Source organism: uncultured Campylobacter sp. (assembly GCF_938039205.1).
Taxonomy (GTDB): domain Bacteria; phylum Campylobacterota; class Campylobacteria; order Campylobacterales; family Campylobacteraceae; genus Campylobacter_A.
Window position 1 is genome coordinate 58,521 of sequence record NZ_CALHVM010000058.1, and the last position, 11,654, is coordinate 70,174.

Annotated in this window: 11 protein-coding genes; 8 read left to right on the forward strand and 3 right to left on the reverse strand. The window is 48.0% G+C overall.

Going from position 1 to position 11,654, the window contains the following annotated elements:
* Nucleotides 1–129: 129 nt before the first annotated feature.
* A complete protein-coding gene (locus Q0394_RS09290) occupies nt 130–1,302 on the reverse strand; it encodes a glycosyltransferase family 9 protein (RefSeq protein WP_366115918.1) in 1,173 nt (390 codons plus the stop codon).
* The gene (locus tag Q0394_RS09295; protein ID WP_298947050.1) at nt 1,286–2,317 is read right to left on the reverse strand and encodes a glycosyltransferase family 4 protein; all 1,032 of its coding nucleotides are present in this window, start codon (nt 2,315–2,317) and stop codon (nt 1,286–1,288) included. Before Q0394_RS09295 ends, Q0394_RS09290 begins: the two co-directional genes overlap by 17 nt.
* 133 nt (nt 2,318–2,450) lie before the next feature.
* Here Q0394_RS09295 and Q0394_RS09300 point away from each other — a divergent pair, with 133 nt between their 5' ends.
* Genes Q0394_RS09300 through Q0394_RS09315 form a run of 4 tightly spaced genes read left to right on the forward strand, consistent with a single transcriptional unit; the run spans nt 2,451 to nt 6,676 of the window.
* Nucleotides 2,451–3,383 (forward strand): glycosyltransferase family 9 protein, encoded by a 933-nt coding sequence (locus Q0394_RS09300; RefSeq protein WP_298947052.1) that lies wholly within the window; start codon nt 2,451–2,453, stop codon nt 3,381–3,383.
* Nucleotides 3,380–4,432 (forward strand): glycosyltransferase family 4 protein, encoded by a 1,053-nt coding sequence (locus tag Q0394_RS09305; RefSeq protein ID WP_298947054.1) that lies wholly within the window; start codon nt 3,380–3,382, stop codon nt 4,430–4,432. The genes Q0394_RS09300 and Q0394_RS09305 overlap by 4 nt, the downstream gene beginning before the upstream one ends.
* Nucleotides 4,419–5,492, forward strand: coding sequence for a glycosyltransferase family 9 protein (locus Q0394_RS09310; RefSeq protein WP_298947056.1), 1,074 nt, complete (start codon nt 4,419–4,421; stop codon nt 5,490–5,492). The genes Q0394_RS09305 and Q0394_RS09310 overlap by 14 nt, the downstream gene beginning before the upstream one ends.
* A complete protein-coding gene (locus tag Q0394_RS09315) occupies nt 5,489–6,676 on the forward strand; it encodes a glycosyltransferase family 4 protein (RefSeq protein ID WP_298947058.1) in 1,188 nt (395 codons plus the stop codon). Before Q0394_RS09310 ends, Q0394_RS09315 begins: the two co-directional genes overlap by 4 nt.
* On the opposite strand, the gene Q0394_RS09320 is transcribed toward Q0394_RS09315, so the two are convergent.
* The gene (locus Q0394_RS09320; RefSeq protein WP_298947060.1) at nt 6,624–7,910 is read right to left on the reverse strand and encodes a lipopolysaccharide heptosyltransferase family protein; all 1,287 of its coding nucleotides are present in this window, start codon (nt 7,908–7,910) and stop codon (nt 6,624–6,626) included. The two genes, Q0394_RS09315 and Q0394_RS09320, sit on opposite strands and share 53 nt — an antisense overlap.
* A 163-nt stretch (nt 7,911–8,073) precedes the next feature.
* On the opposite strand from Q0394_RS09320, the gene Q0394_RS09325 reads away from it, so the two are divergent.
* From Q0394_RS09325 to Q0394_RS09340, 4 genes are all read left to right on the forward strand, one after another.
* On the forward strand, nt 8,074–9,417 hold the full coding sequence (locus Q0394_RS09325) for a hypothetical protein (RefSeq protein ID WP_298947062.1): 1,344 nt from the start codon (nt 8,074–8,076) through the stop codon (nt 9,415–9,417).
* Nucleotides 9,407–10,165 (forward strand): polysaccharide deacetylase family protein, encoded by a 759-nt coding sequence (locus Q0394_RS09330; protein WP_298947067.1) that lies wholly within the window; start codon nt 9,407–9,409, stop codon nt 10,163–10,165. The genes Q0394_RS09325 and Q0394_RS09330 overlap by 11 nt, the downstream gene beginning before the upstream one ends.
* A 141-nt stretch (nt 10,166–10,306) precedes the next feature.
* Nucleotides 10,307–11,065 carry a hypothetical protein gene (locus Q0394_RS09335; RefSeq protein WP_298947073.1) on the forward strand — a complete coding sequence of 253 codons (759 nt, stop codon included), beginning with the start codon at nt 10,307–10,309 and terminating at the stop codon, nt 11,063–11,065.
* A gap of 47 nt (nt 11,066–11,112) precedes the next feature.
* Entirely contained in the window at nt 11,113–11,550 is a 438-nt protein-coding gene (locus Q0394_RS09340; RefSeq protein WP_298947075.1) for a hypothetical protein, read from the forward strand.
* Nucleotides 11,551–11,654: the final 104 nt, after the last annotated feature.

Sequence of the window (11,654 nt, forward strand, 5' to 3'; positions counted from 1 at the left end):
GCCTTGCGCTATCTCAAGTGCGTGCTTTGGGTGCGTTAAATTTGGTCGCACTCCGTTTGCAAAAACATTATGCGCGACGGGGCTTTTGCTGATTTGCGGCCGTTTGAGAAAAGCCGCGCACTAAAATTTCTAGTTTTTTGTCGCTTCGGCGAGAAATTCTCGCTCGATCGTTTGGATGACGGCTTGCGGCGAGAGATCTTTCATGCAGGCGTGGGTTTTTAGCGGGCAGACGCGCTCCATGCAGGGCATGCACTCTAAATTTAGGTGCAGGATGCGGGCGTTTTCGTTGCGCCACGGACAGGTCTGCGTAAATCTCGTCGGCCCAAAAAGCGCGATCGTAGGCGTCTTGTAGGCTGCGGCGATATGCATCGGACCGCTGTCGTTCGTGATAAATATCCCGCCGCTTTGCCCGATGCCGCCGATATTTTCACAAAGCTTCCGCACGCTCGTTTTACCCGCTAGATTTTCGCAATCCGCGCCATTTTCGCGTAAAATTCGCTCGATCTGCTCGCACATATCGCGCTCGCCCGCGCCGCCGAAAATCATAATCTTAAATTCGTCTTTAAAATGCAGCGCCACCTGCGCGAAGTAGGCCGGATACCAGCGTTTGGCGCTTCCGTAGCTAGCGCCGGGATTTAGCCCGAGTACGGGCGCGTCAAATTTACGCGGCTCAAAGTAAAGCTTTAGCTCGTCGTCCGCTCGTTTCAAATTCAATGCGGATTTGACGAATTTTAGGTATTTTTGCACCTGATGCGCGCTATCGTTGCTCTTTTGGAAAATAAATTTTTGCCCAGCCCGCGCCCCGTAAAGTAAAATTTTACTCGCAAACGAGCTTCTAAAACTAAACGCCGCATCAAATTTGCCAAGCTCTCTTGCCTGCCAAAATAGCCGCCAGAGCCTAAATTTAGCCTTTTTGCTGTTATCCACGATGACGCGTTCGCAGTTTGGGTGAGCTTTAAAAAGCTCGCACGCCGCAAACGAGCCGAAAAATACGATTTTGACGGGCTCATCGGTCAAATTTTTTGGATTTTGATTTTCTTGCTCGCTCGCCGTCAAATTTGCGTCGCTGTCGGCTTCAAATTTACCGTCCAAATTTGGCGTATCGTTTTTAAAAATTTGAATTTCTTGCGTTACGGAGCCGAAATTTTGCGACGAAAAGCTAAAATCTCGCTCGCCTGGGTCCTTGAATTTGCCCGTCAAATTTCCCGCGCCAACCGCCGCGTGCTTTGCGACGGCCTCTACCGCGGCGCTCGCCATCACGGCGTCGCCCAGCCAGGTCGGCAGCTCAATCAAGATTCGCACGTATGATCTCCAGCGTCGCGCTCGCGTTTTTTTCGATGCTAAACTCGCTAGCAAGCGCCAAATTTCGCTCTTGCAGCATTGCTAGCCGCTCGTCGTCGTTTAGGATTTCATCGATCAGAGCGCAGATGTCGTAGTCTTGCGGCGAGCTCATCACAAACTCCCCCGGTAGTATCTCCGCCGCGCCGTTTTGAGCGGTCGTGATAGCGACGCAGCCGTAGCTAAGCGCCTCTAAAACGACGTTTGAAAACGGCTCGTACGCCGTCGGGAACAAAAACAGCTCGCTACCTTCATAAAATCTCGCCGCGCTTTTTTGCGCGCCCGTAAATACGGCGTTTAGGCCTAGTTCCTTGGCTAGATTTTTGTAGCGAGCGGCGTTTTTATCGCGGCCGACGATCAGGCAGTTTACGCGGGTTTTAAGGCGAGCCGCGATGCGTAAAAACTCATCCGCGCCCTTGCGTTTAAAGCCGCTTCCCACAAACAGCAGCGTCGGTAGGTGAAAATCAAGTCCGAATTCCTCACAAAGAGCGAGCTTTGCCGAGCCTTTTTGTACGCGCATAGGCAAATTTACGCCGTTATAGACGACTGCGATCTTTTCAGGGGCGACGGCGTAGGTCTCGCAAATTTGACGCTTTATGAAATTTGAGTTGGCGATGATTTTTTTGGCATTTTTAAAAGTGCGCTTTTCAAGGTAGGGAATGACGAAATTTAGGGGGTTTACAAACCAAAAAGGCTTGGTTTTCATATAGACTTTATGCACGCCGTCGCCCGCGCGGTAGATGTCGGCGCAGGTGATGCGCTCAAGGCTAAAATAGATCTCGTCCACGCCCTTTTGCCGCTTTGCTTGCGCGTTAAAACGTAGGGCTTTGATCCATGAGCTTAGCTTTTTGCTGCCGTTAAATCCGCGCGTCTCGCACGCAACGCCCGAGTCTTTTAGCGCTTTAACGAGCCGCGAGAGATACCTCTGCGCCCCGCCGATAGCGCCCGGATCGAGCCTTAAAAATACTATTTTTTTCATGTTCGCCTTTTAAAATTTAGCGCTATTTTATAAGTTTTTTGATGAATTTTAGGTTATGCCAGACGTGCGAAGGATGAGGGCGTAAATAAGTATAAGCGTAAAATAGGTATAATCGCGCAAAAAAAGGAAAATCGTGAAAATTTTGCTCGTTAGAAACGATAACATCGGCGATCTCATCTGCACGACGCCAGCGATTGAAGCGCTGCGAAAGGCTCATCCGTGCGCACAGATAGATATCGTGGTAAACAGCCTAAACGCATGCGTCGTTCGCGGCAATCCATTTTTAAATAAAATCTATATCTACACTAAACCAAAGCACGTAAAAGGGCTGGCGGCAAAAGTACGGGCGTTTTGGGGAAAATGTAAAATTTTGCTTCAAATTCGCCGCGAAAAATATGATGCAACCGTGATTTTTAGAAGCGCTTATTCGCCCTCTGCTGCGATATTTGCCAGAGCCGCCGGAGCTAAAACGACGATAGGCGCAGCAAAGCAAAACGAGGGCGGTTCGTTAATAACGCATAAACTAAACTTTAATCTGCCTCCTCACGAGGCGCTACTTTGCTGCGAGCTAGTAGCGCCGCTTGGAGCGAAATTTGACGGAGAAAAGACGCTTTATGTACCTAGCTTTAAAAGCGAGAAATTTAAGGATTTTGTATTTTTTCACGTATCCTCGAGGGTGGAGCAAAACCGCATGGACAAGGCTAAAATTTTACGGATTTTGGGATTTTTAAAGCAAAATTTCGGACGCGTCGCCGTTAGCGCAGAGGATGTAAAATTTGGCGAAAAAGTAGCGCGAGAGGCGGGCGTGGAGTTTGCCTCGACTGCGAGCCTAGACGAACTTGCAGGCTATATCCGGGTGGCTAAATTCGTCCTCACGCTTGACGGCGGCGTAGCGCATCTAGCTCCGGCGCTTGGCATAAAAACGGTGCTAGTGCTTGGCAAAACGGACGCCGCTCGCTGGGCTCCCATTTACGGCGGCGCGGAGTGTGCCGTGCTGCAAAGCGCAAGCAAAAGGGCGCAGGACGTCGCGGACGGGGAAATCTACGAGGCGGTCAAAAATATATGAAAAAAACAGATAAAATCAACATCCTGGAGCTTGAAAGCTCGCTAGGATTCGGCGGGCAGGAGCACCGCACGCAGCGCGTCATAAACGGGCTAAATAAGGATAAATTTAAGGTATTTTACGCGCTAAATCCTGGCTCAAAAAGCTTTGAAAAGCCGATTGATTGTGAGTTTATAGAATTTAACCTAAGTAAGGTTTATAATATTTTTGAAATTTTTAAAATTTGCCGTTTCGTGCGCGAAAAAAATATCTCTATCATCGCCACGCACTCTGGCAAGGACGGCAACATCGGCGCGATCGTCGCAAAGCTAACGGGCGCTAAAGTGGTGCGCACTAGACACCTGCAAACGCCGATTAGATCGGCATTTAGCTATAATGTAAACGACAAAATCGTAGCCGTCTCAAACGCCGTAAAAAACCAGCTAGTCTCGCAGGGCGTGCGGGAAAATTTGATAGACGTTATCTACACGGGCGTGGATACGGCGCGGTTTAATCCAAATTTTACTAAAAATATAAAAGCGGAGCTAAATTTGAGCTCGGGCTGCGCCGTAGTCGGTATCGTGGCGGTTTTGCGCGCAGCGAAAAATCATCAGCTTTTATTTGAAGCTTTTAGCGAGCTAAATCTACCAAATACCGCTCTGGTCGTGGTCGGCGACGGTCCGCAGGAAGAAAATCTAAAAAAAATAAAAACGCCAAACATCTACATGCTAGGCTCGCGCACCGACGTGAGCGAGTTTTTGGGTAGTTTTGACGTTTTCGTGCTACCATCAAAGATGGAGGCGCTGGGTACGGCGCTGCTTGAGGCGCAGTCGTGCGGGGTGCCTTGTATCGGTAGCGACGCGGGCGGTATCGGCGAGGCGATAAGTAGCGGTGAAACGGGGCTTTTGTTTAAAAACGGCGACAAAGAATCGCTCAAAGCGGCCTTAAAAACGCTGATAGAAGACGCGGCGCTTCGGACGAAATTTAGCGCGAACGCGAGGGAATTTATCGTGCGAAACTTCTCGATAGAGACGATGGTAGCGCAGACGGAAGCGATGTATGAGGCTCTTTGAGAGCGCGGCGCGGCTCATTTTGCGCTTTAAAAGTGTGCGCAAAACGCAGCTGGTTACGCAGCCCATACAAACGGTCTGTTTTTTTAGCAACACCGCGCTTGGCGACACGATTTTTAACACGCCCGTTTTTCGCGTCTTTAGGCAAAATTTCCCGCACGTTCGCACGGTCGCCTTGCTAAATCCATCTACCGCGCCGCTTTTTAAAACCGATCCGAATATCGATGAAATTTTGCTTTATGACGGCAAAAAAGGCGGTTTTTTGCGCGCCTTGTCGCAACTAAAAAAGATAAAACCCGACATAGTTTTTATCCTACACTCAAACGAGCCGCAAGCTACGCCTCTAGCTGTTCTTTGTGGAGCCAAATACGTCTTTAAACTACCAAACGCGGGCAGTAAATTTAGCCCCTTTCACTCAAACACGCCCGAGCCTTACGGAGATGAGAGGTACGTCGTGCTAAACCGCCTCGAGCAGCTTAAATTCGTGGGCATCGAAAGTCGCGATACGAGGCTAAATTTGTATCTGTGCGATGAGGATTTCGCCCGTGTCGATGAAATGCTAAAAAAAGACGGCAAACGCAAATTTATCGGCTTTCAGATGGGGGCTAGCACGGTTTCCAGGCAGTGGTTTTGGCAGCGTTGGCGGGAGCTGGCGGGAATTATTTTGGAGCGCACGGACGCCGTCATCGTGCTAACGGGCAGTCCCGCCGAGCGAGCGATGACTGCGCAGTTAGACGAGGAGTTAAGAAGCGCGCACGTGATAGATGCGGCGGGTAAATTTAGTCTGCGAGAGGCTGCCGCGCTCATAGCCAGGCTTGACGTGCTTGTCACGCCCGATACCGGCCCGCTGCACGTCGCAGCCGCGCTAAAAACGCCTACGATCGGGCTTTTTGCCGTCGCTTCGCCCGTGAACTCAAATCCGGATTTTGACGAAAATATCCATAAATTTATCAAAAAGCCGCGCACCTGTTCGCCTTGCGTCGGCAAAAACTGCAAATTTCAGGAGTGCATGCTGCAAATAGGGGCGGATGAGGTCTGGGGGATGCTAAAGGAAATGATTTGAAAAAGATTTTGTTCGTCGATACGGGGCGCGAATACGGCGGCGGGACGAAGAGTTTTTTGTATCTTTTGCGGGGGCTTGCCGCGCAGCAAAAATACGAGCTATGTGTGTTTTTTGAGACTGATTACGAGGCGGGCGGACGCAATATCTCGCAAATTATCGAAGAAGCCGGGGCTAAATTTATAAAATTTGAGTCCAAAAAGCAGCCCTCAAAGCTAAAAAAAGAGCTTTTGCGCGCTCTGGGCGGGCAAATTTTAGCAAAATACCTCTACAAAAAAGACTACGACTATGCACTTTGCCTGCTACGGCAGGTGCAGCCCGATATCCTTCATCTAAATAATCACTTTTCAACCAATCTCGCCTATATCGCCGCCGCAAACGCCCTAAATATCGCGGTAGTGCAACACCTGCGTAAAAACTCGGCCGTCGAGCCCTTTAAGCTTGAGATTTTAAAGCGGCTAAAATTTACGCCCGTTTGCGTTTCAAACGCGACTTACGAATTTTACGCCGCGCAGATAAAAATGACCAAAAACGTTGTTTATAACCCCGTGGAGGCGCCTGTTTTAAGGCGGGAAAAGTCTGAGACGGATGAAAATTTGAGCCATTCTCGGTCAAATTTAAAAAATAGCGGCGACGATAAAAGCGCCACCCTAAAAGCCAAATTTGACGCCGAAAAAATAAATATCGTAATGCCCGCAAATTTCTTGACGCTAAAGGGGCACGAGCTAGTTTTTGACGCACTTGCGGGACTAAAAAGAAGCGATATAAAGGTTTATTTCGCAGGCGGAGGCGAGCTAAAAGCGGGGGCGAAAGCCAAATTTGACGCGCTGATAAAATCGGGCAAGGCCGAGTACTTGGGCTTTGTTTCAAAGATGGACGAGATTTACGCGGCGTGCGACTACGTGCTTGGATTTTCCAGCGACGAGGGGCTACCTAGAGTCGTCATCGAGGCGCTTGGCTGCGGGCTTGGCGTGGTGTATTCGGATATCGCCGTCATAAGGGAGATTTATGAAACCTCCTCAAAAAAGCAAGATTTTTTTATAGTTCAAAGAAGCTCGGATGCGCTTTTAGCCTGCTTTGAGAGCTTGCGTAAGCCAGCCTCAAAAAGCCCCGACGATGCCGTTATAAAGGCATTTAGCATAGAAAATTATCTTCGCGGGATAGATAGGATATATAGCGAACTTTGACGAAGGCCTCGATGTCTGCGAGGTTTTGGTCGCTAAGCTCGAAAAACGCGCTCGCGTCGATACCCCGCACGGTTTTAAACACGGAGCTAATGGGCGGCAGATGTGAGTTTATCACGAGCGAGTCGGCGACGCCTCTTTGCTCGCTGGCAAAACAAGGCCCCATCAGGCAGATCGTGGGCGTGCGCACGCTATCTGCGACGTAGTAGTTGCCCGTGTCCGAGCTCGCGTAAAGCTGCATCTGCGAGAGATAAAACGGCAGCTCCTCAAGCTTGATTTTACCTATTAAAGAGATGATTTTTAGCTCGTTTTCGCCGAATCTTTTTACGTAAGTATCGCAGATTTGCGAGCTAAAATTTGACCCGTCGTTAGTGCTATTTTTGCTGCAAATTTGAGCCTTTGATTGCTTGCCGTTTATATTTTCAGGGCTGCCGTAAATTTCGCTCGTATCGCTAGCCAAATCCGCGCAAATTTGTAGGTCGTTGGGATTTTCTGCCCGCTTTTCGTCCGTATTTTGCGCGAGTAGGTTTTGTAACAGCACCGCCTCCTCGCCGACACCGAAAATATAAACCTCGCAGTCAAATTTAGCGAAAATTTCAAAGATTTTTTCCCAAGTATGTTTTGGCGGCGTTTTCATTTTATTACCCGCGCTTAGGCTCACGCCGATCTTAAATTTGCCGCTTTTTACGATATTTTCGCGCGGAACAACGAGCGGTTTTTGCAAGCATTTTTCATATTTTAGCTCGCTCTCGTCCAGCGTTTTTAGGTAGGTTAGCAGCGTGAGGTCTTGCAGGGTATGCGGCACTTTTTTCATACCGAGCGCCAGCAGGGCAAAGTCGCTAGATACCGCGTAGTGATGCACGGCGACGATGTTTTTAGCTAGCGTGCAGCGTGCCAAAAAGAGGTTTAGGCTATTTGGCATCAGCACGTAGACGCTCTCGTAGTTGCGCAAAAAAAGATCTAGCGTGAGCCCTAGTTTTGAGGCCTTTTTACGCCTTACGTCGTTTATCGTAAATATTTTTTCTATTCGGCTGTCGTGTTTTGCGAAGGCTAGGTTTATCTCGTCGATGAGCACGTCAAATTTGCCCAGCTTTTCAAAGATCACGGCCGAGTTTGCGTAGTCGCCGATTTTAGCGGTTTGTATGAGTAAAATTTTGCCTTTTTCGCCTTTAAATTTTAGCTTTTTCATCGCAAAAAGATATGGGTAAATCAGTAAATATATGAGAAAATATATCAAAATTTAGACCTTTATTATTTATAGAATTTAGCCTAAATTTAGCATAAATTTATAAATTTACGGCCGGTTTTTGAGCGATTGCGAGTAAAATTTAGCCAAAAACCGCTTACTGGATTTTAATGATTTTATCGTTATAATGGGCGTTTTAAAATTAAGGGAGAAAATGACGAAGCTACAAAACCGCTTGCAAAACGCCGCCTTATACCTCGTTTGCGTTTTTATCGCCTGCGAGCATATCCCGCGCATGACGGCGGCGAAAAATATCTCGCTTTACCTCGCGCTTGTTTGCGCGATCTGTCTTTATTTCACGGATAGGACGCGATTTGCCGCAAGAGTCGGGGGAAATTTCAGCATCTCTCGCGTGCCAGCGTTTTGTCTTATTACATTTACTTTTTACGCGTTTTTGATCTCGGCCTTTCCCTACGCGCCGCAGTTTGATTCGCTGGGCAACGCTGCGGGCGAGTTTGGGCGCGGATTTGCTTTTTTGCTCATCGTTTACGTCGCGGCAAACGGCGAGACCGCTCAGTCAAAGGCCTTTTTTTACGCGCTGATAGCGGCCTTTGCGGTTATTAGTATCTACTATGCCGCGCCGCTTTTTAGCGAGTTTGAGAGGCTTGGCAGCGCGGGCGAATTTGACGCGCGGGTCGTGCGCCGAGCATATGCGGACTACGTGGATAGATTTTTGCCTTTTGCGCTTGCGGGAGTTTTTATCTTTAGGCGGGTATGGGCGCGGATTTTGGTTGCTTTGCTCTGCTTTGCGGCCGTGGGGCTTGATATTTTGAGCGGCGTTAGGGGCAGCTGGGGCGCGATGCTGGTTTGTTTTGTTTTATTTGGTTTTTGTTTGTATATCTTAGGCGGCGAGGCGAAGCGTAAAATTAAACTCTTTGCCGTTATTTTTGCCGTTTGCGTAGCGGGCGCGTCGGCGGCGGTTTTGAGCTCACCCACGGCGATGTATAAATTTTTCCAGATCGGGATAGTGAGCGAGGCAAATCTCCAAAACGAGAGCATGAGAGAGCGCCTTGCGGGGCTTAGCTTTAGCTCGGGTCGCGACCTAATCTTAAAGGAGCGCTTGCCGCTGCTTTTTGCGAGTCCGCGCGCGCTAATGGGGCTTGGGCACGGCAAGGAGCAGTACGACGCCTTTTTGCGCGACGAGGCGGACAAAGGCGCGCAGATCTCGATGATGCAGACGAGGCCGAGCGGCGAGCGGTACTGGTTTAACGACGAGCCGTTTTTTATCGGGCACTACTACTACTACGGTGCGGTCGGTACGGCGCTGCTACTGGGCGGTTTCATCTCTCTCTTGGCGTATTCGTTTAGGCATTTTTTACGCTCGCGCGAGCTGCTTTTTGCGGCGATTTTTATCTCGCTTGCGTGTTATTTCGGCGTGCGCGGGCTGTTTGAGGCGATAAATTTACGCATACTTTATATGTTTTATATGCTAGGATTTTTCGTCTTACTGGCGGCAAATTCGCGGGCGGGAGCTAAAGGAGGCGGCGTTGAGCGTTAGCGTTTTGATGTATCATCACGTTTTAAAAAAGGGTGGATTTATCGCCTCTAGCGCGGAGGATTTTGCCTCGCAGATGCGGTTTTTGGCAGAGGCGGGCTACAAAACGCTTACGATGAGCGAATTTATCGCCTACAAAAAGGGCGAGCTAGCCGTGCCCAAAAAAAGCGTCCTCATCACCTTTGACGACGGCTGGAAGGATAATTACGTTTACGCCTACCAGGTCTTGCGCAAGTTTGGGCTACGGGCGACGATATTTTTAGTGACGCAGTGGATAGAGCGCGCGAGCATGCGGCGGGGCGAGTTTATCGAGCTAACTCACTCCGAATACAAAAAAGCAGCGCCCCAGCGCCCGCAGGACGTATTTTTGAGTCTTAACGAGATAGCTGCGATGCGGGACGTTTTTGACTTTCACTCGCATACGCATACGCATTTTGACGAGTATTTCGGCGCGCTCCCGCCTGAGGAAAATTTCGCTCGGTGCCGCGAGTTTATGCTCGCAAATTTGGGCGTCGAGGATAAAATTTTGTGCTGGCCGCGCGGCAAATACGACGAAAATTTGATGCGTCTAGCTAGGAGGGCGGGTTACGAGGCGTTTTTCACGACGCAGCGAGGTATAAACAGACCAGACGGCGACCTATCGGCTATCAAGCGCATCGCCGCTAAAAAGGACGCTGCGTGGCTAAAGCGCACGCTTTTTATCTATCAAAACGACATTTTGGGCGGGATATACTCGAAGATAAAGAAGTAAAATTTTGCTCTAAATTTTGAGTAAAATTTGGGCATTTTGACGAGTCTAGCTAAAATTTGGCCCAAATTTGAGAGGCGCGAAATAATGGACGTAATTTCGCGCGGCGAGGTTTTTGCTCGCTTTGGCGTCTAAAGGATCATGATGAAATTTCGCAAATATAAATTTAAAATCATAGCCACGGCGCTACTTCTAGCGGCGATACTTGGCGCCGCATTTATCCGTATAATCCCCGATTACTCCACCTCGCGAGGTTTTGCGATAGTTTCCCTTTCCGACTACGACAAATACAAGCAGGGATACTGCCTCAAAGAAAACAGAATTTTGCCCAAAGAGGAGTTGTATAAAAAAGTGGGAGGAGCATATTTAGATAATAATGTGAAATTATACCAAATGATCGATGCTTATAGGTTGAAAACCTATGGTAGCCTTTGGTCTAGCAAATACGAAGTTGCATACTACGAACTAGAAAATATAAACTTATCGAATTGTTTTGAAGTATTAGAAAAATATTATCAAGAGGGAAAAACGACCGAGGAGATACTGATGAAAGAGCTAAAGGCTAAAAAAACCGATCCTAAAAAATATCTAAAAATATCTCCGGATGGCGTAAGTCTGGGGCTTGATAGGCCGATAATTAGGATCGGTGGTGGTGATAAAGACACTACAGGCACTTTGTTCCTTGATAAATTTGCTATATTTAACGGCAATTATATGCAATTTAACCATTCGGAGTATCTGTGCGATACAATAAAAAATTTTAATATTATCAAGAAATACTATAAAGAGAGAAAAAATGCTGTAGCGGGAATAGGAAAAGGTTTTAAATTTGATAACTGCGGGAATTTAAATTATCCGCTGGAAAAATATTATTTGGGCGGTAGAGATATAGAGAGACGCTAAATTCTCTAAGATGAATTTTATTAAAAAATTTAAGAGACTTAAGACCGATGGATGCAGAGCAAAGGTATAAATTTCACAGAGCGGCGAGATATTTGCTAGCGGTGCCGATGGTTTTTTTACTCGCTTGGTGGGCGGCGGCTTTGATTTTGGCGGTTTTGCCTTTTGAGGGCGCGCTAAGGATTGCCGTTTTTGCGGCAATATTTGCGATTTTGGCTTGCGCGCTGCTTTGGTATCTGCTCAAAAGGTATAAAAATTTTAAGCTAAGCAAGCTTTTTGTAAAAAATCCAAATCTTAGTTTGCTACTTTTTACGGTAGAAAATTTATCGCTCGGCGCTTTTTACGGCGGGTTTTTGGCATGCCTCGCGGCGGGGTATTTTTGGGGCGAGCGTGCCGCCGGCTGGAGCGTGGCGTTTGCATTTGCGTTCGCGCCCGTTTGTTTGATCGTTTTCGTGATCTCGTATGTGTTTAACGAAAAGAAAGCCTAGGCGTCAAATTTAAGCACCCAAATTTATAAAATCAAGAAGTTCAAATTTGACGGCTAGCGTTCAAGTAAAATTTGACTTTGCAAGATCCGAGCCGATAAATTTGA

Coding starts and splice junctions, on each gene's coding strand:
- Q0394_RS09325 (WP_298947062.1), top strand. CDS start 8,074: ATGACGAAGCTACAAAACCGCTTGCAAAACGCCGCCTTATACCTCGTT.
- Q0394_RS09340 (WP_298947075.1), top strand. CDS start 11,113: ATGGATGCAGAGCAAAGGTATAAATTTCACAGAGCGGCGAGATATTTG.
- Q0394_RS09310 (WP_298947056.1), top strand. CDS start 4,419: ATGAGGCTCTTTGAGAGCGCGGCGCGGCTCATTTTGCGCTTTAAAAGT.
- Q0394_RS09305 (WP_298947054.1), top strand. CDS start 3,380: ATGAAAAAAACAGATAAAATCAACATCCTGGAGCTTGAAAGCTCGCTA.
- Q0394_RS09335 (WP_298947073.1), top strand. CDS start 10,307: ATGAAATTTCGCAAATATAAATTTAAAATCATAGCCACGGCGCTACTT.
- Q0394_RS09295 (WP_298947050.1), bottom strand. CDS start 2,317: ATGAAAAAAATAGTATTTTTAAGGCTCGATCCGGGCGCTATCGGCGGG.